Source organism: Bacteroides sp. MSK.18.37 (assembly GCF_019129155.2).
Lineage (GTDB): Bacteria > Bacteroidota > Bacteroidia > Bacteroidales > Bacteroidaceae > Bacteroides > Bacteroides ovatus.
In genome coordinates this window covers 2,972,761-2,996,035 of record NZ_JAHOIB020000001.1, presented here as the reverse complement: position 1 = coordinate 2,996,035, position 23,275 = coordinate 2,972,761, and the positions used below count along the sequence as shown (strand labels likewise).

Annotated in this window: 14 protein-coding genes; 13 read left to right on the top strand and 1 reads right to left on the bottom strand. The window is 39.6% G+C overall.

Annotated elements, in window-relative coordinates:
- The first annotated feature begins 197 nt into the window (after positions 1–197).
- The 10 genes from KSX81_RS12150 to lgt all read left to right on the top strand — a co-directional run bounded on the left by KSX81_RS12150 (position 198) and on the right by lgt (position 12,940).
- Entirely contained in the window at positions 198–2,072 is a 1,875-nt protein-coding gene (locus tag KSX81_RS12150) for a fimbrillin family protein (protein ID WP_008646849.1), read from the top strand.
- Positions 2,073–2,094: 22 nt separating this feature from the next.
- Positions 2,095–2,967 (top strand): fimbrillin family protein, encoded by an 873-nt coding sequence (locus KSX81_RS12145; RefSeq protein WP_055235708.1) that lies wholly within the window; start codon positions 2,095–2,097, stop codon positions 2,965–2,967.
- Between the two features lie 107 nt (positions 2,968–3,074).
- Entirely contained in the window at positions 3,075–3,635 is a 561-nt protein-coding gene (locus KSX81_RS12140; protein WP_008646851.1) for an RNA polymerase sigma-70 factor, read from the top strand.
- A 40-nt stretch (positions 3,636–3,675) separates the two neighbouring features.
- The gene (locus KSX81_RS12135) at positions 3,676–4,701 is read left to right on the top strand and encodes a FecR family protein (RefSeq protein WP_008646853.1); all 1,026 of its coding nucleotides are present in this window, start codon (positions 3,676–3,678) and stop codon (positions 4,699–4,701) included.
- 6 nt (positions 4,702–4,707) lie between these two features.
- Positions 4,708–6,714 carry a glycoside hydrolase family 97 protein gene (locus KSX81_RS12130; protein WP_032852431.1) on the top strand — a complete coding sequence of 669 codons (2,007 nt, stop codon included), beginning with the start codon at positions 4,708–4,710 and terminating at the stop codon, positions 6,712–6,714.
- A gap of 386 nt (positions 6,715–7,100) precedes the next feature.
- Complete coding sequence (locus KSX81_RS12125) at positions 7,101–8,507, top strand: alpha/beta hydrolase family protein (protein ID WP_074908678.1); 1,407 nt, start codon at positions 7,101–7,103, stop codon at positions 8,505–8,507.
- A gap of 301 nt (positions 8,508–8,808) precedes the next feature.
- The gene (gene araJ / locus KSX81_RS12120) at positions 8,809–9,951 is read left to right on the top strand and encodes an MFS transporter AraJ (RefSeq protein ID WP_008646862.1); all 1,143 of its coding nucleotides are present in this window, start codon (positions 8,809–8,811) and stop codon (positions 9,949–9,951) included.
- A gap of 66 nt (positions 9,952–10,017) precedes the next feature.
- Positions 10,018–11,121, top strand: a complete 1,104-nt coding sequence (gene ychF, locus KSX81_RS12115; RefSeq protein ID WP_004298673.1) for a redox-regulated ATPase YchF — start codon at positions 10,018–10,020, stop codon at positions 11,119–11,121.
- 47 nt (positions 11,122–11,168) lie between these two features.
- Positions 11,169–12,086, top strand: coding sequence for a ketopantoate reductase family protein (locus KSX81_RS12110; RefSeq protein WP_217725725.1), 918 nt, complete (start codon positions 11,169–11,171; stop codon positions 12,084–12,086).
- A 17-nt stretch (positions 12,087–12,103) separates the two neighbouring features.
- Positions 12,104–12,940: a prolipoprotein diacylglyceryl transferase gene (gene lgt, locus KSX81_RS12105; protein ID WP_217725724.1), complete on the top strand. Its 837-nt coding sequence runs from the start codon at positions 12,104–12,106 to the stop codon at positions 12,938–12,940.
- Between the two features lie 130 nt (positions 12,941–13,070).
- Here lgt and mutS read toward each other — a convergent pair whose 3' ends face one another.
- Positions 13,071–15,659, bottom strand: a complete 2,589-nt coding sequence (mutS, locus tag KSX81_RS12100; protein ID WP_044919156.1) for a DNA mismatch repair protein MutS — start codon at positions 15,657–15,659, stop codon at positions 13,071–13,073.
- 1,316 nt (positions 15,660–16,975) lie between these two features.
- Here mutS and KSX81_RS12095 point away from each other — a divergent pair.
- The 3 genes from KSX81_RS12095 (at position 16,976) to KSX81_RS12085 (ending at position 23,209) form a co-directional block, all read left to right on the top strand.
- Entirely contained in the window at positions 16,976–20,287 is a 3,312-nt protein-coding gene (locus tag KSX81_RS12095; RefSeq protein ID WP_004322662.1) for a SusC/RagA family TonB-linked outer membrane protein, read from the top strand.
- Positions 20,288–20,299: 12 nt separating this feature from the next.
- A complete protein-coding gene (locus tag KSX81_RS12090) occupies positions 20,300–21,685 on the top strand; it encodes a RagB/SusD family nutrient uptake outer membrane protein (RefSeq protein ID WP_217725723.1) in 1,386 nt (461 codons plus the stop codon).
- A 246-nt stretch (positions 21,686–21,931) separates the two neighbouring features.
- Positions 21,932–23,209 (top strand): hypothetical protein, encoded by a 1,278-nt coding sequence (locus KSX81_RS12085; RefSeq protein WP_004322659.1) that lies wholly within the window; start codon positions 21,932–21,934, stop codon positions 23,207–23,209.
- Positions 23,210–23,275 lie beyond the last annotated feature (66 nt).

Below are 23,275 nucleotides of genomic sequence, written 5' to 3'. Positions count from 1 at the left end.
GTTTATTTTATACAGTTTGCCAATGTATTTATAAGGCGATTCCAAATTGTAATCACACACGTTGATAATCATATTTTTTTTAAATCTAAAAAACAATATAAGAATGATGTGGAATTTTCTTTTTAAATCGCCCTTTAAACAAGAATAGTTTATTTTATGCCTTAAGAGCCTTTGCATATTACTTAAAAAAACAATGTATGAAAAAAATTTGCTATTATTGTATAGGAATTCTTTCCTTGTTTTCCTGTCAGCAGGAAACAGAACTCGCAGAGACCTCTCCTTCAGGCGGGGAGCAGATACAATTTGTTTTGGCTGTAGACAATGACAAAAACACACGTGTGACTACTGACGACAGCTTTAAGACCTTTTTTAATGAAGGAGATGCGGTTGGTGTCTTTGCGGTATCGCATTTACCGGGTAATTCAACAGCGCTTCAATCTCAAGGTAATTACATAGACAATCGAAAATTAACACTTAAAGACGGAGAATGGATAATGGAAGGAACTCCTGTCTATTTTCCGAAGAATGGAGAAGTTCTCGATTTTTATGCTTATTATCCTTACTCCAAAAACATTAATCCTACAGCAATCAACTATGATGCTTCCAAATCCATGTATGACTTGATGCTGGCAAAAACAGTAGACTTGGCCTCATCTTCCGGAACAGTGCAATTATTATTTAAACATCAACTGACGTTGGTGGACGTCAAGCTGACTTCGGGCGGTGGGAAAAATATAGAGATGAAAAATGTAATACCCGCCTGTACGTTTAATCTCGCTCAAATTGGTACACCTGATAAAATGAAGCTTGCAGATGAAGAGACATCTATGGGAAATATAGATTTCGATGAAGAACGGAAAAAGAATTTCAGAGCTTACATACCTTCTCAGCCTCTACAGGAACTGTCTTTTATTATAAAAGCCGGAAATTCGGAACATGAATATTCTCCCGCTAATAAACAGTTTGAACCTGGTAAAGCTTACAGTTATCAGATTGCTTCAAAACTTGTAGATTTGCCTTCATTGCCCAACTGCTATATGGTGAAGCCTGGTGGAGAAATTACTTTTCCCGTATTGAAAGCGTACGAAGTCTGGCGGCAGGAATCCTACTGCGGGAATCCGGATTTGTCCGGGACTTTGAGCGTATCATTGTTGTGGATGGACACAGAAGACCTTATTCCTGAGCAAGGTGTAATCTTAAGTAAAGACGGACAACAGGCAGATAAAAGTACGATTACTGTGAGAACATCTGCCGGCAAGCAAGGAAATGCTGTCATTGCAGTAAAAATCGGTAATGATACCCGTTGGGTATGGCATATTTGGGTAACAGATTACAATCCGGATGAACACACTTATGCCTATGACAACAATGGAGACGGGGTGACAGATTACTACTTTATGGACCGCAATTTAGGCGCCTTGACTGATGATGCAAACAATCCTAATTCCGTCGGTTGCTTTTATCAGGGAGGTAGAAATACCCCATTTCCCACTAGTTCTGTCACATTTCCCGGAGAAGGAGCATCCGTCGCGGATATCCAGTTGTTCGGACACAACGGAAATAAGCCGAAGATTAAAGTAGAAGCTATTTGGGGAGACGACCAAGGACAGTCTATTCGTCGTGTATTGAAAGATCCTCTGCTATTTATCTCTGCTAAAGGCGAGCCCTATAGTTGGGTGACTACTAATCCAAATGCCTCTAACGACCTTGCCGCTGACTTTTGGCCTAACAGTAAGACAAAGGAAAAGACTATTTATGACCCGTCGCCTGCGGGCTGGATGCTTCCCATCTACAAAAACGGGAAATCGCCTTGGGAGAATCTGCCGACTACGTATACTGAATATCTAGCTTCGGCAGGAACTGCATTCGGTAACTATCCTTTGGCAGGAAGATTAAAATTCGATGGCACTTTCCAATGGGCAACAAAGTCGGCAATGATTTATTGCGGAGAGTCTTCCTCCAATCTAAAGACTTATATGGTAATGCTTGCAAAAGACCAAAACAAAATAGATAATAATTATTATAGTCGTGCCAACGCTATGCCGGTACGCTGTGTGAAAATTGCAAAATAAACCGAATTAATTATATGGAATTATGAAAATAAAACAATTGATAATATTGTCATTTTGCCTGTGCGGCTTGGCAGCTTGTGAAGACATCTATAAAGGCGGTGAAAACCATCAGCAAACAGAAGTTGCCGTTTTGTTCAAGCCATCTATCACTTCTTATGACAAAGATGAAGTCGAAAAGTGGAAAGAAGGTGAAACGGTAGGTGTTTATATGATACGGAATAAAGCCGATTTTTCATTAGAGAATTCGATCAACCAAATTTTCAATAAAAAAATGCAAGTTCAGGCGGATGGCATGTTAAAGGTCTCCGGAGAAGAGCCTGCTTTTTTGTATCCGACAGATGCGACAAAGGTGGATTTTATTCTCTATGCACCATGGAATCCAAGTCTGGAAGAGAATGTACTACAACTTGACGTCCGGAATCAAGCAAAATCAGATTTTTGCGATTATCTTTACAGCAATAATGCTAAAAACAAGTATCGTACAACCACACCGGTAAAAGTGGTATTCAAACATGTTTTTGCGAAAATGATCTTTCATATTAGAAACGGTGAAGGTATTAGTGCGGAAGACCTGAAAGTGTTGAGACTGACTTGTTCTGATTTGCCGGCAATAGGGAAATTTTCTTTGGGAACTGCCGAAATGACAGAAATGGAAGCGGGAGATATCCCTGTTTCTGTTTCATCAGAAGGTTCTTATGGAGAATGTGTCTTACTTCCAAGTACGGGAAACGGGCTTCTACTATTTGATGTTGCCGGAAATCAGTATAGAAAAAAAATAGGGAACATGACATTTGAAATGGGAAAACAATATACCTTTGACATTGTGGTTTCTCTGCCCGGCATTGAAGTTAATTTAAAAGAGATTGAAGATTGGGATGTAGAAACTTTTTTATGATTAAAGAATATTTCTGAAAAACATTTTCGGGGGATAATACTTGTTAATAAATTATCCCCCAATGACCATGGCAATAAGGACAGTATATATAATACCTTAAATAACAAATGAAAGAAAAACATGTCATAGATGATTTTGAATTAGTCAATCGGATGCGGAAAAACGATCAACATGCCTTTTCCACTCTTTTTATTAAGTACCATTCTGACCTGTTGTTATACTGTGGGACCTTTATTGCAGACAGAAACGAATGCGAAGATATTATTCAAAGCATATTTTTGGAACTTTGGGAGAAAAGAACAGAATTGAGTATTGATACTTCTTTGAGAAGTTTTTTACTGAGAGCTGTACGGCATGACTGCTATGATGCAATCAAGCATCGTAGAATAGTTGAAAGTCATATAGCTTATGTACTTGAATGTTCTACTGCAACCAATTGGGATGTAGATCATTATGTAAGCTATTCTGAGCTAGAGACACAAATAAATACATTGTTGGAACAATTTGATAAAAAGTCTGTCGATGTGTTTCGTATGAGTCGTTTCCAATCTATTAAATATGATGATATCGCAAGAGAAATGAACGTATCAAGAAGAACCGTTGAGGTACGCGTTGGAAATGTATTGAAATACCTTAGAGATAACCTGAAAGACTTATGGCCTTTGTGACTTATTTTATTAATTATCTAACAATATAATAGATTAAATAATGGATCAACAAGAATACATAGATGAACTGATTATAAAGTGTTTGTCAGGCGAAGCGGGAGTTGATGAATCTAAAGAGTTGTCTCGTTGGATGGATGCGGACAAGGAGCATTTGGCTTATTTCCTGAAGATGAAGAATATCTGGGATATCTCTCATCCTGCTTTTGATATTGAAAGCATTCAACCTCAGTACCGGCTGGAACAACTCTTAGAGAAAATAAAAGGAAGGCAAAGAAGAAATCGGCTTGAAATTTTCGTCAGAACTTGGCAACGGATAGCTGCTTTCATAGCTGTTCCATTGCTTCTTTCGACTTTCTATTTGGGATATCTTCAGAAGAAAGAATCGACAAATCACGTCTGGCAAGAACTGAATGCCTTATATGGCACACGAACTAAAGCAGTGTTACCTGATGGTAGTGTAGTTTGGATGAACGGTGGTAGTACATTGCGTTATCCGCTTCCTTTCGAAGGTAAAAAGCGCGATGTCGAGTTGAAAGGTGAGGGCTATTTTCAAATAGCTCCTGATAAAAAACGTCCATTCATTGTACATACGCCTCGTCTTGATATTGAAGCTTTGGGAACGGAATTTAATGTCTATAGTTATGATAGTGACAGTTTGACGCAAGTTACATTGGTCACAGGCAGTGTATGTGTTTCGTCCAAAGAACGTCGAATTCTTATGAATCCGAATGAACGTATCGTTTACAATCACCGCAACAAAGATTATCAATTATATTTGGGTAATCCTGAAAAATGGTGTTCATGGAAGCAGGGAGAATTAGTTTTCCGCAATGAACCGTTGCAGGATATTTTTAAACGGTTAAGTCAAATGTATAACATCAGTTTCCAATTGGATGAAATGAGTAAAAATCTGATCTGTCATGCAACTTTTAAAGATGAATCATTGGATAGGATTTTGCACTTATTGGAAAAAACTATGTCAATAGAGTGTCAATATCTTAAGAATGGAAGTAGCGATCATACTGAAAAACAATATGTTAAAATCAGCTGTAAAAAAAGAAATTAATAAATTATGAAGAAATATTATCTGTTGTGCGTCATGACATTTACTGCGATAAGTTCAATTTTCGCTCAGAAACAATACACTCTTACATCTCCTGACGAAAATCTGCAGACAAATGTGTATGTAGGAGAAAAAATTGAGTACCAAATTCAAAATAAAGGAAAAATTTTATTGGAAAATTCTCCGATAGCACTGACACTCGTTAATGGAAACACATGGGGAGAACAACCCAAAGTCATTAAAGCGAATCATTATGAGAAAAAAGGCAATATTGTTTCTCCTTTTTACCGTGCAGATTCAATAACCGAAAACTATAAGTCGCTTGTGCTTCGCTTTAAAGGAGATTTCAGTATCGAGTTTAGAGCCTACAACGATGGAATAGCGTATCGCTTCATTAATCACTCCAAACAACCTTTCTGCATCAAAAATGAGACGGTAGAGTACCATTTTCCTGATAATTATCAAGTCACAGTTCCTTATGTTAGGGAAAATGAAGGAAATATAGAAGCACAATTCTTTAATTCATTTGAAAATGTGTATGAAACCACATCGCTTACAGGCTATAACCCTAAACGTCTGAGTTTTCTGCCACTATTGGTCGATACGGGCACCGGAGTAAAAATGTGCATTACTGAGACCAATCTGGAGAATTATCCGGGACTCTATATGAATATTTCCCAAATACATCCACATACAATGGTGGGAGTCTTTGCCCGTTATCCAAAGTACGTAAAGCAAGGTGGTCATAATAATCTGCAATTACTCGTTACGGAACGTGAACAGTATATAGCAGAGGTGAATGGAGCGCGAACCTTTCCTTGGCGAATTATTGCTATAGCTCAAAAGGATACAGATTTAGCTGCATCAGACTTGAGTTTCTTATTGGCAGAGCCGTCCCGTATTTCAGATATCTCATGGATAAAACCGGGAAAGGTGGCTTGGGAGTGGTGGAATGCGCTTAATTTGGCTGATGTAGAATTTCGTGCTTGGAAAAATACGGATACGTACAAATACTATATTGATTTTGCCGCATCAAAAAATATAGAATATATAATATTAGATGAAGGATGGGCCGAAAACGGTAAAGCGAATTTAATGTGCGTTGTTCCTGAAATTGATTTGAAAGCTTTAATAGATTATGCAGCTACAAAGAAAGTTGGCATTATACTCTGGGCGGGTTATTATGCTTTTCATCGGGATATGGAACAAGTGTGCAAGTACTATTCCAAGTTGGGAGTAAAGGGCTTTAAAGTGGACTTTATGGACCGGGATGACCAAAAAATGACAGCCTTTAATTATCAGGCAGCTCAAGTAACTGCCAAATACAAACTATTACTTGATTTACATGGGACACATAAACCTGCGGGGCTAAACCGAACCTACCCTAATGTACTGAATTTTGAAGGTGTACATGGATTGGAGCAGATGAAATGGAACGATATCAGTAAGGACCAGATGAAATATGATGTTACCATTCCTTTCATTCGCCAGTTAGCCGGTCCCATGGACTACACGCAGGGAGCTATGCTGAATGCAACCAAAAAAGATTTTTACCCTTGCTATTTCAAACCTATGAGTCAAGGAACCAGATGCCACCAGTTGGCTCTTTATATGATTTTAGACTCACCGTTGAACATGCTTTGCGATTCTCCTACTCATTACAACAAAGAAATAGAATGTACAGAATTTATCGCTTCCATTCCTACAGTATGGAATGAAACAAGAATTATTGACGGAGAAGTAGGTGAATGGATTATAACTGCCCGGCGTAATAATTCCATATGGTATGTAGGAGGAATCACAAACTGGACATCGCGTGATGTAAAATTAGATCTCTCTTTTTTACCGCAAGGAAAATATAAAATAGAAATCTTCAAAGATGGAATCAATGCAGACCGCAATGCAACGGACTATAAGAAAGATTTTTTTGTAACAGAGGATATTACAAAAATACATAAGCTTCATTTAGCACCAGGAGGTGGATTTGCGATGAAGATAGAGGGCTACTTACCTTAATTTGATATAGATAACTCAAGCAATTATAATTCCACTTTTTAATGACAATAGTTCGTTAAGTTTTGAATTAACAATAAAATATTAAGTCAAGTCGAACCGATTCATTATATTAAGGGTTCCTACATCCTGAAAAAAATGAATCTGAACGAACTTGACCAATATAGTGAGATAATCATCGGCTTGCTGAATAAATCGGCGGTAAAGATAAACAATAGTTCGTTAAATTTTAAATTAACATTTAACGAACTATTGTATACAGGAACAGCCAAATAAGATATTACCGGATTCTGACAAGATTAGGTAATGTCTTATTTTATAATGAGGAAAATTGTTACCTTTGTATATATCTTATATTTACAATTAAGATTAAACCTAATTTTTCGCTTATGAAAATAGTTAAGGCTACCTACATCGTTATATTCATTACCGGACTATTAGCCGGAGTGTTCTTCTCATCCTCTGTTTCCGCCCAAGATATTTCGGGAACCTGGCACGGAAAACTTTCCATTCCCACCGGTTCGCTGACTATTGTATTCCACATCAGTCAAACGGAACAAGGCGCTTATGTGACCACACTGGACAGTCCCGACCAAGGAGCCAACGGTATCAAGACACAGACTACTTCTTTCAATGATTCTACTTTAATTATCCAGATACCTGTGATTCATGCTTCGTACAAAGGAAAACTGAACAGTGATAACACAATCAACGGAACATTTACGCAAGGGATGCCCCTTCCGTTGAATTTGAAAAAGGGAGAAGCCAGCCGCCCCAAGCGTCCGCAGGAGCCTCAACCGCCTTTCCCTTACAGAAGTGAAGAAGTCACCGTGAGGAATGAACGCGATGGTATTAACCTTGCCGGAACATTGACTCTTCCCGAAAAAGGAACTAAATTTCCGGCAGTGGTAATGGTGACGGGAAGCGGTGCGCAGAACCGGGATGAGGAAATCATGGGACACAAACCTTTCTTTGTCATCGCCGATTATCTGACCCGGAACGGAATTGCTGTGCTTAGATGTGATGACAGGGGCACTGCTGCTTCACAAGGTACTCACGCAACAGCTACCAATGAGGATTTTGCCACAGATACGGAAGCAATGGTGAATTATCTGCGCAGCAGAAAAGAAATAAATGCAAAGAAAATCGGAATTATCGGACATAGCGCAGGCGGAATCATTGCATTCATCGTTGCCAAAAAGGACCCATCCATTGCATTTGTCGTTTCATTGGCAGGAGCCGGCGTGAGAGGCGACAGTCTGATGCTGAAGCAGGTAGAGTTAATCTCTAAATCCCAGGGAATGCCGGATGCCGTCTGGCAAGGGATGAAGCCTTCGATACGGAACAGATATGCCATACTGCAACAAACAGACAAAACTCCCGAAGAGTTGCAGAAAGAACTGTATGCAGACGTTACAAAAACAATGTCTCCCGAACAATTGAAAGACCTGAATACCATCCAGCAACTATCCGCGCAAATCAGTTCGATGACTTCTCCGTGGTATCTTCATTTTATAAGATATGACCCGGCCCAGGATTTGAAGAAACTAAAATGTCCGGTTCTGGCTCTGAACGGAGAAAAGGATATTCAAGTGGATGCCGCCATGAATCTTGCTGCCATCCAGGAAAGAATCACCGGAAATGGAAACAAAAATGTAACAGTCAAAGCCTATCCGAACTTAAATCATCTGTTTCAGACTTGCGAAAAAGGAACATTGGCTGAATACGGGCAGTTGGAAGAAACAATCAATCCGGAAGTCTTGAAAGATATCATTGAATGGATAAGGAAACAATAAGTCTGTTAATGATATTACTTAGCAAGTACACATTTCTCAATATCACATTCTTTTCTTGCTAATTCTTGCAAATTCTTCAAATATTTGCAAGAATTGGAAAGAAAGTAAATGGCTACAATTTACATATACTACATAAATCTCCCGTCATCAGCTTCCACCAACATTGTCTAATTTGATTTAAATCAAAATCTATCTCATCGAACTCACCCTGAAAGATTTTGTTTTACCTTTGCAGCCGAAATAAATAAGCGGCAAATAATAGTAAGGTAAAAAGGTAACAGGTATTAAGGTTAAGTTTTGTATGAAGAAGAGTCTTATTGCATTGGCGTTCGGCACACTAGGATTAGGTATTGCCGAATTTGTAATGATGGGAATTTTGCCCGATGTGGCAAAAGATTTAGGTATTAGTATTCCTACCGCAGGGCATTTCATTTCTGCTTATGCATTAGGCGTCTGTGTCGGTGCACCTGTATTAACATTGGCTCGCAAATATCCGCTAAAACATATTCTGTTAGTATTAGTTACCTTAATTATGATAGGTAATATCTGTGCGGCTATGGCTCCCAATTACTGGGTGTTGCTCGCTGCCCGTTTTATCTCCGGCTTGCCTCATGGTGCATACTTCGGAGTAGGCTCTATTGTTGCAGAGAAACTGGCCGACAAGGGTAAAGGTTCGGAAGCCGTCTCCATCATGATTGCAGGAATGACCATTGCCAACCTGTTTGGTGTACCTTTGGGCACTTCCCTAAGTACCATGCTTTCCTGGCGTGCCACTTTCTTGCTGGTCGGTATCTGGGGAATTGTTATCCTATATTATATCTGGCGATGGGTTCCGCATGTAGAAGGCTTAAAGGATACCGGCTTTAAAGGACAATTCCGCTTTCTTAGAACTCCGGCTCCGTGGCTGATTCTCGGTGCTACGGCACTAGGTAATGGCGGTGTATTCTGCTGGTATAGCTACATCAATCCGATGCTTACCAATGTGTCCGGCTTCTCCGCGGAAAGCATTACGCCTTTAATGATCCTTGCCGGCTTCGGTATGGTAGTGGGAAACCTGATTAGCGGACGTCTCTCCGACCGCTACACCCCCGGAAAAATAGGGACTGCCGCTCAAGCACTTATCTGTATTATGTTATTGCTCATTTTCTTCCTTTCTCCCTATAAATGGGCAGCAGCCCTGTTGATGTGCCTTTGTACGGCAGGACTGTTCGCTGTATCCAGTCCGGAGCAGATATTAATTATCCGCGTATCAAAAGGAGGAGAAATGCTGGGAGCAGCCTGCGTGCAGGTTGCATTCAATCTCGGAAATGCCATCGGTGCTTATGCAGGCGGACTGGCTGTTAGTGGTGGATACCGTTATCCGTCCCTGGCGGGTGTACCATTCGCCCTAATTGGATTTACTTTATTCCTGATTTTCTATAAGAAATATCAGGCAAAATATTAAAACTCTGCCAAAATGCCTATCTTTGCAGTCAGATTATCGATAACTAAATAAAAACGAAATAGATAAATGGCATTGCAATGTGGTATTGTAGGACTACCGAACGTGGGTAAGTCGACACTTTTCAACTGTTTGTCGAATGCGAAAGCACAGGCGGCAAATTTCCCTTTCTGTACAATTGAACCCAATGTAGGTGTAATCACTGTTCCTGACGAACGTCTGAACGCACTCGCTGAATTGGTGCACCCCCAACGAATTGTTCCTACAACTGTAGAAATCGTAGATATCGCCGGACTGGTGAAAGGCGCAAGCAAAGGTGAAGGACTAGGAAACAAGTTCCTTGCCAATATCCGTGAAACAGACGCAATTATCCACGTACTCCGTTGCTTCGATGACGACAATGTGACACACGTAGACGGAAGCGTAAATCCCGTCCGCGACAAAGAAATCATTGACTACGAACTTCAATTGAAAGACCTGGAAACCATCGAAAGCCGTATCCAGAAAGTACAGAAACAAGCACAGACGGGCGGAGACAAAGCTGCAAAGTTAGCTTACGATGTACTCGTTCAATATAAAGACGCACTGGAACAAGGAAAATCTGCACGTACAGTGACTTTTGAAACAAAAGACGAACAAAAGATTGCTCACGAACTGTTCTTATTGACCAGCAAGCCGGTAATGTATGTCTGCAATGTTGATGAAGCAAGCGCAGTAAACGGAAATAAATACGTAGATATGGTACGCGAAGCCGTAAAAGACGAGAATGCTCAAATCCTGATTGTCGCAGCCAAAACAGAAGCGGACATCGCCGAACTGGAAACGTACGAAGACCGTCAAATGTTCCTTGCCGAAGTAGGCTTGGAAGAATCGGGCGTAGCACGTCTTATCAAATCTGCTTATAAACTCCTGAATCTCGAAACATATTTCACTGCCGGTGTACAAGAAGTACGTGCCTGGACATACGAAAAAGGATGGAAAGCTCCTCAATGTGCCGGAGTGATCCACACCGATTTTGAAAAAGGCTTTATCCGTGCCGAAGTTATCAAATACGATGATTATATCAAATACGGCTCGGAAGCAGCTGTGAAAGAAGCCGGAAAACTGGGTGTAGAAGGAAAAGAATATGTGGTGCAGGATGGCGACATCATGCATTTCCGTTTCAACGTGTGATTATCGGTTACCACCGACGACTTATTAATTACTAATTCGCTAACAATATGAAATATCTCATTGCAGGAACGGGAGGTGTAGGCGGCAGTATCGCAGGATTCTTGTCGCTGGCAGGCAAAGATGTAACTTGTATTGCCCGTGGAGCTCACTTGCAGTCGATTCAAACGAACGGTTTGAAACTGAAATCGGATTTGAAGGGCGAACATACGCTCCGGATTCCGGCTACTACCGCTGAAGAATTCAATGGAAAAGCAGATGTGATATTTGTATGCGTGAAAGGTTATTCGGTCGATTCCATCGTAGGACTGATTAAAAGGGCAGCACACAAAGACACGGTTGTCATCCCTATTCTAAATGTGTACGGCACAGGACCACGCATACAAAAGTTGGTACCGGAAGTCACTGTCCTCGACGGCTGCATCTATATCGTAGGTTTCGTATCCGGCACAGGAGAAATCACCCAAATGGGAAAGATATTCCGGTTGGTATACGGCGCTCATTGCGGCACAGTTGTAAAACCCGGATTACTGGAAGCTATCCAACAAGACTTGCAGGAAGCAGGCATAAAGGTAGACCTCTCACCGGACATCAACCGGGATACGTTTATCAAATGGTCGTTTATCTCCGCAATGGCTGTGACGGGTGCTTACTACGACGTTCCGATGGGAGAAGTGCAGAAACCGGGAAAGATACGGGATACATTTATCGGACTTTCTACGGAAAGCGCTGCCTTAGGAAAGAAACTGGGCGTCGAATTTCCCGAAGACCCAGTCAGCTACAACCTAAAAGTGATTGACAAGCTCGACCCCGAAAGTACCGCTTCTATGCAAAAAGACCTGGCACGCGGACACGACTCGGAAATACAAGGATTGCTCTTCGACATGATTGCAGCAGCCGAAGAACAGGGAATAGATATACCGACCTACCGGATGGTTGCGGAGAAATTCAAAGAATCTAATCATTAACATTAATCCAATATAGAATGAATACCATGCTATTATCCATCAACTGGAACCCGAATCCCGAACTATTCAACCTGTTCGGCATTTCTATCCGTTATTACGGATTACTGTGGGCAGTAGGAATATTCTTTGCTTATGTGGTTGTTCACTACCAGTACCGGGATAAAAAGATAGAGGAAAAGAAGTTTGACCCTCTTTTCTTTTATTGTTTCTTTGGTATTCTGATTGGTGCCCGCCTAGGACACTGTCTGTTCTATGATCCGGGATACTACTTGTCTCATTTTTGGGAAATGATTCTTCCTATCAAATTCATGCCGGACGGAAACTGGAAATTTACCGGATATGAAGGACTTGCCAGCCACGGCGGTACATTAGGATTGATAATCGCCCTTTGGCTATATTGCCGCAAGACGAAACTCCATTATATGGACGTGCTGGATATGATTGCCGTAGCTACTCCAATCACCGCCTGCTTCATCCGCCTTGCCAACCTGATGAACTCCGAAATCATAGGCAAACCGTCTGATGTACCTTGGGCATTCGTTTTCGAGCGTGTAGATATGCAACCCCGTCATCCGGGACAGCTCTACGAAGCCATTGCTTATCTTATCCTGTTCTTCATCATGCTTTACTTATATAAGAATTACAGCAAGAAACTGCATCGCGGCTTCTTCTTCGGCCTTTGTCTGACTTATATCTTCACCTTCCGCTTTTTCATCGAATTCCTAAAAGAAAATCAGGAAGATTTTGAAAACAGCATGATGTTCAATATGGGGCAATGGCTAAGCGTTCCGTTTATCATAATAGGCGTCTATTTCATGTTCTTCTATGACAAGAAGAAAAATAAAATAGCCTAAATCAAAAAAAGAGGGATTAGCGGTTCAAACATCACTAATCCCTCTTTTTTATCAATAAAACAAATGCCATTTCCCTAATGTCAGGACAACAATCGAAAACATATCCTAAGACATTATATACATTTTCAGCTTATTTCCCCCTGACTATCTTCTTAATATCATTCAGTTTATTCAGCGCTTCAATAGGAGTAAGATTATTCACATCAAGATTCAATATCTCATCGCGAATCTGACAGAGAATCGGATCGTCCAACTGGAAGAAGCTTAACTGCATACCTCCACGATTCTCGCTCACTTCTGCCAGCGGTTTACCTGCTATGCCCTGTTGACGATTATCAGATTCAAGCTGTTTCAATATCTCATTTGCACGTTTCACAATGCTTTTCGGCATACCGGCCATCTTTGCCACATGAATACCGAAAGAGTGCTCACTACCGCCACGTTCCAGTTTACGAAGGAAGATTACCTTGTTATCCACTTCTTTCACCGATACATTATAGTTCTTGATACGCTTGAAGGATTTCTCCATCTCATTCAATTCATGATAATGCGTAGCAAATAATGTACGTGCTTTTGCTTTCGGATGTTCATGGATATACTCTACAATTGCCCAGGCAATGGAAATACCATCATAAGTAGAAGTACCACGACCCAATTCGTCAAATAATACCAGACTCCGGGAAGAAACATTATTCAGGATATCAGCCGCTTCATTCATCTCTACCATGAATGTAGATTCGCCAACTGATATATTATCACTCGCTCCAACACGGGTAAATATCTTATCTACCAAACCGATGTGTGCACTCTCCGCAGGAACAAACGAGCCGATTTGAGCCAATAACGTAATCAACGCCGTCTGACGCAAAAGTGCAGACTTACCGGCCATGTTCGGACCTGTAATAATAATAATCTGTTGCGTGTTGCTGTCCAACATTACATCATTGGCAATATACTTCTCGCCTATCGGAAGTTGCTTTTCAATCACCGGGTGACGTCCCTGGCGAATATCCAGCACGTCATTATCCTCAATAATCGGACGGATATAACGATTCTCACGGGCCACATTGGCAAATGACAACAAGCAGTCCAGACGTGCAATCTGATTCGCATTAATCTGTATCTGTGGAATAAATTCCATCAATGCCTGTACTAAGTCCGTATATAGCTGCGTTTCCAGAACCAGAATCTTATCTTCCGCTCCCAAAATCTTTTCTTCGTATTCTTTCAGTTCCTGCGTGATATAACGCTCTGCGTTGACCAACGTCTGTTTGCGAATCCATTCGGGTGGAACCTTATCCTTATGCACATTACGGACTTCGATATAATAACCGAATACGTTATTATAAGCTACTTTCAAACTCGGAATACCCGTCTCTTCGCTCTCCCGCTGCTGTATCTTTAGCAGATAGTCTTTTCCTGAATAGGAGATTTGCCGCAATTCATCCAAATCTGCGTTCACACCGTCCTGAATCACTCCACCTTTATTTATCAGTAAAGGAGGATCATTTTTAATCTCTTTGGCAATCCGGTCACGAATAGAAATACAAAGATTCAACTGTTCGCCAATGCGATTCAAGCTCGCATTATCAGCTTCCATACATGCCTGTTTTATCGGCTCAATTGCTTGCAAGGCAACCTTCAACTGAACGACTTCACGAGGCGACACACGCCCTACAGCCACTTTGGAAATAATACGCTCCAGGTCACCTATCAGATGCAACTGTTCTTCAATCAATTCCTTAAAATCTGGTTGGCGGAAGAAATATTCCACTACGTTCAAGCGTTCATTAATCGGCTTCTCATCCTTCAACGGAAAAACCATCCAACGTTTCAACAGACGCGCTCCCATCGGGCTGATCGTTCTGTCGATCACATTGATTAGACTACTGCCTCCATCATTCATATTGCCAATCAGCTCAAGGCTACGCACCGTGAACTTATCCAGACGGACGTATTTATCTTCTTCAATACGTGCCAATGAAGTGATGTGACCAATCTGCGTATGCTGCGTCATTGTCAGATACTGCAGGATAGCACCGGAAGCAATGATACCGTTTTTCAAGTGCTCCACTCCGAAACCTTTCAGATTCTTCGTTTCAAAGTGTTTCAGCAGTTTCTCACGGGCAGTCGTTTCTGTAAATACCCAGTCGTCCAGCTCGAATGTAAAGAACTTGTTACCGAAATTACCTTCAAACATCAGGCGTTTGCCACGTTCAAAAAGAATTTCCTTAGGGGCAAAGTTATTCAACAGTTTGTCTATATAATCAAAAGGTCCTTCTGCAGTAAGGAATTCACCGGTAGAAATATCGAGAAAAGCAACTCCACAGGAAGCCTTTCCGAAATGAACGGCAGCCAGGAAGTTATTCTCTTTATAGTTCAGAACATTATCATTGATAGAAACACCAGGAGTAACCAATTCGGTAATACCACGCTTCACCAGCTTCTTCGTCATTTTGGGGTCTTCGAGCTGGTCGCAGATAGCGACACGTTTTCCAGCGCGAACCAATTTCGGAAGGTAGGTATCAAGGGCATGATGAGGAAAACCTGCCATCTCGATAGTTTTTCCTTTCCCATTGGCACGTTTTGTCAGTGTGATCCCTAAAATTTCGGCTGCAACGATGGCATCCGTAGAATATGTTTCATAAAAGTCACCGCAACGAAACAGCATCACTGCATCCGGATGTTTTGCCTTCAAATCCAGAAACTGTTTCATCATCGGGGTGAGGACGATCTCTTCTTCGTTCACGGGTGTCTCCTTTTCTTTTTTATTGAGTGCATAATGTGATTATCCTTGCAAAGATAACGGTTTTTCGGCAGAGAATCAACGGTATGCTCCGATTCAATTTTCAAAATTAATGTTACATACCTTGAAATAAGGAGGACTGATTTCTTAACAAGTAGGGAAAAACTATTAAAACGTGTTATAAAACATGCTATTTTTCTTGGATAATTTGCTAATTTCCCAAGAGTCCGTATCTTTGCAATGTGTTTTTCATAGTATTAGATTTAAGGTTAACAAAGGTTGGAGCAAGGCGTTGCTCCTTTTTTTATGCCTATACGCTTCGTCCCTATTTGATATAAACCAGCAGAACTCTCTCTTTTCAATCATCAGATTATTTTGGCGCAATCTGAAATCCTAGAGATTCGGTTCAGAGCAACCCCACCTTTAAAAATAGATTCATTCCGGTGCTCTAATGAACTAAACTAAACAGTAGCTTTCAATAGCCAGTAAGAGATAACCTGTTTTAATACTGTATTTAGTTTCCTGGCTTTTATAAATAATAATTAGATCTGCACTTCAGTTTTCGTTCTACTTAAGTAGAACGATAGAACCACTTAAGTTGAACTATCGCTCCACTTAAGTGGAACGAAAACTCATTAGGGAACGAAGAAAATAATAGTTCCAAGAAGAATTACTAAAAACTGCATTGCGTTAGATTAGTCCTTGTAACTATGAATTTAGCTCAAAATTGCATGATTTGGAATCAATTGCCACTAATGATTTTATTAGTTATTTTTAGGCAACCGTTTACCTATTGATAGTTATTTCATTGCCTAAGGAGTTATCGTTTGACAGTTGTTGAACGAACGCTTGACATATGTTGAACTATCGCTTAACAATTGTCAAACGAAAACTCCTTAGGCAATTGAAAGAATAATATAAGCAAGAGAAAGAAATAAAAGCTGTATATTGACAAGTTATTGTCAGCGGTAGTATCTTGGGATCATTTCCGTATAAAAACGAACTGTTTGGAGTATAGTTGTTCTACCTCCAAACTCTCAAACTGAGCCATTCTTTTCTTACCTTCTACTACTTACCAAACCAAACTCCCCAATATATACTATAATGCAAAAAGCTAGCCGTAATATACCATAAATCAAATTTCTATACTTTTATAAAAATATAATAAACACCGGTTGATATCCGCTCAAACAAAAGCACACATTTTAAACACAAATATTATCATTTTTCTTGTTTATATCAGCTAATAATAATACATTTGCATTTATTCAAACCAAATTATTACAATTATGAATAAAATTCCCATTTTTTCATTGACACTACTTTTTGCTTTAATTTTACCATTATTTGCAAATGCACAGGTAACAGTAAAGGGTATTGTAACTGACGAAAGTGGGGTACCATTAGTTGGCGTCTCCGTCCGCTATAAGGAAGTCCCCCAAGTTGGTGTTACTACAGATATTGATGGTAAGTTTTCCATCAAGGAAGTAAATGAAGGGAAAACGCTTGTTTTTTCCTATATCGGTATGAAAAATGCAGAGCGTTTACTAAAAGGGACAACCTCTTTCATCAAAATACAGATGGAGGCAGAAACAAGTGAACTCGATCAGGTTGTTATCACTGGTTATACTCAAACTACATTTAAAAAGATGACAGGTTCAGTAGGCATCATTACTGCCGACCAGCTAAAAGATCAAGCCCAACCGACTGTCGATGCCTTAATGCAAGGTAAAATTGCGGGTGTAGCTGTATCAGCTGTAACCGGACAGCCCGGTAGTACACAAAAAATACGAATCAGAGGTACCAACACGATCACTGGAGACGGACAACCTTTATGGGTTATTGACGGAGTACCCGTACAAGAAAGTATAGCTGATATGCCAAGTAGTTCGGAAATTAAATCAGGACAGTTCGATGATATGTTTATGAATGGTATTGCAGGTATTAATCCAAGCGATATCGAGAGCATCACGATCCTAAAAGATGCTTCCGCTACAGCTATTTATGGATCTCGTGCAGCAGGAGGTGTTATTGTAGTAACCACTAAAAAAGGGAAACAAGGGAAAACAAGAATCAATTATTCCGGTAACGTTTCTGTCACACTATCGCCACAAAGGGATTATTCTTTAATGAATTCCCAAGAAAAAATTGCTTTTGAACAAGGATTATGGGATGAATTCTCTGCCCCTTACTTTGGAGAAGGTAAAACAGATTATCCAGTGGTAGGTATAGTTGGTATTGTACGTTCCGGTAAAGGACGTTTTAGCGGCTGGAATAAAGAACAACAAGACGCCTATCTCAACGAATTAAGTCAGAACAACACTAACTGGTACGACGAACTGTTCCGGAATGGAGTATCAACAACACACAACTTATCCATCAGTGGAGGAGGTGAGAAATACACCTATTATACATCATTAGCATACACACGCAATGCAGGTTTATTAAAAAACAATAATTACGACCGTTATAACATAACGGCTAACCTCACCATGACTCCCAACCAAAAAGTAAGATTAGATTTTGGTGCATCAATGTCTTATCAAGATTCCAAGTCGCCGGCATTAAGTACTTTCGACCCATTCCAATACGCATATTTTGCCAATCCATACGAAAAACCATATAATACAGACGGCAGTTATTGCACAGATGAAACCTACTATACATTAGGTAAATATAACTATGAAACTACGAGCAGAAAGAAAGTGCCCGACAGCGGTTTCAATATTATGCGAGAAATGAATGAAACCTCTTCACGTACTAAAAATATAAATACAACTGTACGTGCCGGCATTGATTATAGCATTATCAGCAAATTACGCTTTGTGGGACTCGCTTCATATACTTATTCCACCAACCGTCTGAAAGAAATATATGGCGATGGAACCAAAGCCGCATTAGATAACCGCATGTCAGTTGACTACTTGTCACAAAAAGAATATGCTTCAGTTTTACAACGTAATATAGATAATGACAGCTATATGATACGCGGACACTTTGCTTATGATGACCAATTCGGCAGCGACCATGCAATTTCCTTAATAGCAGGCGCCGAACTCCGCGGGAACAAGTCGAACGGACTTTTCAGTAAACGATATGGTTATGATTCTCTAACAGGAAACACAATTACCCCTTTACCTTCTACTCCCGAAGGAGTTAACTATGACAAGCTGAAAGAATATCTGACTGCTTTGGATGCTTCTTCCGGTGAAACTTGGAATGAGCAGAAGTTCGCTTCCTTCTATGCTTCCGCCGATTATTATTATAAAACAAAGTATATATTGAATGCTTCTTTCCGTACAGACGGCAGCTCCAACTTCGGTAGCGACCAACAATTCAATCCGAACTGGGCCGCAGGTGCTGCCTGGAACATCAGCGAAGAGAACTTTATGCAATCTATCAAACCAGTATTGAACAGATTGACTCTTCGGCTGGCAACCGGATTCACTGGTAATATCAGCCGTGCTGTAAGTCCGCAACTTATCATTAATCTCCTTGATGATTATCGCAATGTGGCAAATAATGTTTATCATATTGGAAGTATCAGTTCTCCTCCAAACCCCAATTTGCGCTGGGAAAAAACGAAAGATATGAAAGTTGCATTGGACTTTGGGCTTTTCAATGACCGCTTAACCGGTATTATTGAAGGATATTACCGTAAAACCACTGATATGGTAACTAGTGTACGGGTACTAACCACAACTGGATATTCAAAACAACAATATAATACGGCAAATGTAGAAAACAAAGGTATTGAAGCCACACTAAATGGAACTCCTGTAAAAACTAAAGACTTTACTTTATCCTTATCTGGCAATATTGCCTATAATATGAATAGGATAACTAGATATAAGGACCCACTAAATAAACTTTCTTATGCAGGATACTGGGAAGGATATCCAATGGAGGCTATCTATAGCGGCAGACTTACCGGTATTGACCCGGATACAGGTCTTTACTCTTTCCAATTACGCCCGGATGCAGAAATCAATACTGCAACTGATTTAAATAAATTTGACAACTATCAATTTTATCTGGGAACAGGGGAAGCCCCTATTACCGGTGGCTTCAACATTACCGCAGAATATAAAGGTGTCAGATTAAGTGTGAACGGAACCTATGCAACAGGATCTAAAGTACTTGAATATATTAAACCTCCCGTTTCTTATCAAAATACAGGTTATGGAACTCAAAGTGAATCAACACAGGTATTCGAGAATGACCTATTTACAAAACAACTGAATGTACCGAAAATTGCCGGTGACCGTTGGACACCCAACAATACTGACGGTACCTATCCGCGTGTATGGAACGTTTTCAAGGATTCGTATAACTTTGGTTATTATAACCCAATGGATCCAAATATTACACGCGGGGCATATCTCACCAATTTATCATATGTACGTATTAAAAGTATTATTGTAGGATACTCACTCCCGAAGAAATTATTAAATCAGACAGCACTTTCAAATGTGGATTTCTCAATGGCACTTAATAATTTCTTCACTTTTACGAGCTATAAAGGTATGGATCCGGAAACTCCCGGAGCAACGTATCCTGTCAGCAGATCTGTGATGTTTAGCGTAAATGTAGGATTCTAAAAAAGCATAACTATGAAAATAAAACAACTTATACTCACCTGTTGCAGTTTGCTATTCATACTTACCTCATGCAACAATTATCTGGATGTAAAACCCAAAGGAAAAATTATACCTAAAACAGCCGAGGAATATTCCACAATTCTTCATTATTGGCTGGACGAGATAGAAAAGGGTGCCAATGCTACAATTATACCTGAACCCGACTATACAAGTCTTTTGGAATTCTTTGCAGAAGATTTGGATGGAACATTAGCCAGTTCCCTTGTTAATACACAATTATATGTCGGTAGTCGTATCAATACAAATCAAAAACGTTATCCTGAACTGTATTCCGTTATCAAAGACTGCAATGTTATCATCAGCAATATGGAAGATACAGAATCAGAAATGGCAAAAAACATACTAGGAACAGCATGGAGTCTTCGTTCTATCTGCTATTATAATCTGCTACAAAGTTTTTGTGAGCCCTATCAACCGGAAACTGCTACTGAAACGTTAGGATTACCACTTGTAGATGAATTCGACATGGAAGCCAAACCTGAACGTTCGAACCAAAAAGAAACAGCAGAATTTATATTAAAAGGATTTCGCAATGCACTCTTATACAATGTAACCGATAAAGACTACCTCTTTACGGCTCAGGTAACCAAAGCTTTTATGGCACGTTTTTTCTTTTGGACACAAGACTGGGAAAATGCCATCATATACGCTAAAGAAGTGCTTGAACAATATCCTATGTTAGAAGATGAAGAATATGCGGATAATATAAATCAGAAACTTTCAAAAGGGAAAAATGTTATCATCGCCTCTTACACTAATGAAAATGATATAGGAAGCTTAAGTTATGTTGTTGCCCAAAGCAATGTTATTCAGCGTCCTGTATCTAAAGAGCTAGTACAATTATTCAATAGTAGCCCAAATGACATACGCAAAGCAAATTCATTCAACGCACAACGAATACCTATCAAAAAGGTTACAACTAAATTCCGCAGTGAAGAACTATGTCTCATTATTGCTGAATCATATGCGCACTTGAATAATACAACAGAAGCTCTAAAATATCTTAATCTCCTTCGTTCCAAAAGAATTACCCAAGATTATATAGCTTATACAATGGATAATCTACCTGAAGTAGCTAAACAAAACATCACTGTAGATGCCACTGGCGCTCCTCTCAGTAAGCTAATTTCCGCCATTCTTTGCGAACGTAGAATGGAACTCTTTCTCGAAGGTGATCGTTGGTTTGAGTTGAAACGCAATGGAAGACCAGAATTTTGGATTGCTGCAAATGGGAAAAAATATGTTACAGAAAAGTACCTTTACACATATCCTATTCCGAGGGCTGATGTAGAACTATTTCCAGACCTTCTCATACAAAATCCCGGGTATATAAATTAAGTATTAACTTTAATAAAACAAAAAATGAAATATACTATATATATTACAGCAATAATAGTTACAAACTGCATATTTATATGCTCGTCCTGTAGTGAACCAGAAGAACTAACTCCGAAAACAGCATCTGTAACAACAGACTATCTTGTTCCCACTGGAACAATCCTAACTGCCGAAGACCGTGCAGAAGTACAAGCACGATGGGATGAATATAACGAAGCAATTAACCAATAAAATCGATTGAGTAAAATGAAAACAATGCTTAGAAACATAAACATTCTGCTTATATTGGTAATGGCATTTCCCATAATAGCCATTTCATGCAGTGATGATGATTCTTCGGCTGCTAATCTTTCGTTCAGTCGATCCATTTATATTCTTCCTTCTTCGGGAAGTTTGGAAGTAGAACTTAGGGCATCTGTACCACCAGAAACAGACCTTATAGTTCCTGTCAATATTGAGGGGACCGCAGAACTGAATGAAGATTATGAGATTTCTGCTAAAGAATTCACGATAAAGGCAGGTGAAACAAGTGGAAAATTGATACTAATACCTAAAAACAATTTAACTAGTGGACGTGAAATCCGTCTCTCTATTAATCCGGTGAACGGTTATGTATTGGGAGATAAAAAGATAGCTATCATTCCTATAGAAACCAAGGAACGTATTATGTATTCATTTACGTCATCTTACTCTCGAGTATTAAGTACTGTTGAGATATGGGTAGAAGTTCAAGGTGAAATTAGTGGAAAAAGTTTTAAGGCTCTTTCTGATATTACATTTCCTTTGGAGATTGGTTCATCAAGTAGTGCGATAATAGGTACTGATTTCACTGCCCCAACTTCTATAACTATACCTAAAAATGGGCGACAAGCTCATTTCACAGTTGCAATTCAAGAGGATGCTGAAGACTATGCAGGTAAAACAGCTACTATCAATTTAAAAGCACCTAGTGAAGGCGACTCTGACCTTTATTATCCAGGATCTTTTATTTCCTATTCTTTAAAACTTGACCAAGTGAAATTTATAGATATGCTAGGAAAATGGAAACCTGTAGAGATCACAAATGAAATTAATTTTGAATTGTATGAAATTCCTGCTGAAGATATGGTAAACTTACCCGTAAAAAACAGTGAAAATGATTATCTGGAATTCATCCACACAGACGGAAATGACATAATCATACCGCATCTTACCGGAAGCTTAAAAAACTTCTTTTGTAATCCTAGTGGACATAAAGTCACTTTTGATCATATTGAAAAAGGTCTTCTTGATTGGGAAAAAGATGAAGAATATGATGCTCCATATTATATTATTTCCGGAGCAAACAAATTTTTCTCATCTCAAAAGTCTGAACCAGCCGATGTAATAATGGGAATTGATAAGCTAGATGATAACAATATCATCATTTACTTTCATGAGTATATTCCTACAGATTTCTTTGTCAGTACTTATAATGACTATGATGAAGAATTTGATGTAGATATGTTTGGCATCAATTATAAATTCACCCGCGTAGCTGAATAAGATAATATAAGTTCAAATAATAAAAGTCCCTCATCCATAATTCCTAAATGGATGAGAGACTTTTGT

Coding starts and splice junctions, on each gene's coding strand:
- KSX81_RS12150 (WP_008646849.1), top strand. CDS start 198: ATGAAAAAAATTTGCTATTATTGTATAGGAATTCTTTCCTTGTTTTCC.
- KSX81_RS12145 (WP_055235708.1), top strand. CDS start 2,095: ATGAAAATAAAACAATTGATAATATTGTCATTTTGCCTGTGCGGCTTG.
- KSX81_RS12140 (WP_008646851.1), top strand. CDS start 3,075: ATGAAAGAAAAACATGTCATAGATGATTTTGAATTAGTCAATCGGATG.
- KSX81_RS12135 (WP_008646853.1), top strand. CDS start 3,676: ATGGATCAACAAGAATACATAGATGAACTGATTATAAAGTGTTTGTCA.
- KSX81_RS12130 (WP_032852431.1), top strand. CDS start 4,708: ATGAAGAAATATTATCTGTTGTGCGTCATGACATTTACTGCGATAAGT.
- KSX81_RS12125 (WP_074908678.1), top strand. CDS start 7,101: ATGAAAATAGTTAAGGCTACCTACATCGTTATATTCATTACCGGACTA.
- araJ (WP_008646862.1), top strand. CDS start 8,809: ATGAAGAAGAGTCTTATTGCATTGGCGTTCGGCACACTAGGATTAGGT.
- ychF (WP_004298673.1), top strand. CDS start 10,018: ATGGCATTGCAATGTGGTATTGTAGGACTACCGAACGTGGGTAAGTCG.
- KSX81_RS12110 (WP_217725725.1), top strand. CDS start 11,169: ATGAAATATCTCATTGCAGGAACGGGAGGTGTAGGCGGCAGTATCGCA.
- lgt (WP_217725724.1), top strand. CDS start 12,104: ATGAATACCATGCTATTATCCATCAACTGGAACCCGAATCCCGAACTA.
- mutS (WP_044919156.1), bottom strand. CDS start 15,659: ATGATGAAACAGTTTCTGGATTTGAAGGCAAAACATCCGGATGCAGTG.
- KSX81_RS12095 (WP_004322662.1), top strand. CDS start 16,976: ATGAATAAAATTCCCATTTTTTCATTGACACTACTTTTTGCTTTAATT.
- KSX81_RS12090 (WP_217725723.1), top strand. CDS start 20,300: ATGAAAATAAAACAACTTATACTCACCTGTTGCAGTTTGCTATTCATA.
- KSX81_RS12085 (WP_004322659.1), top strand. CDS start 21,932: ATGAAAACAATGCTTAGAAACATAAACATTCTGCTTATATTGGTAATG.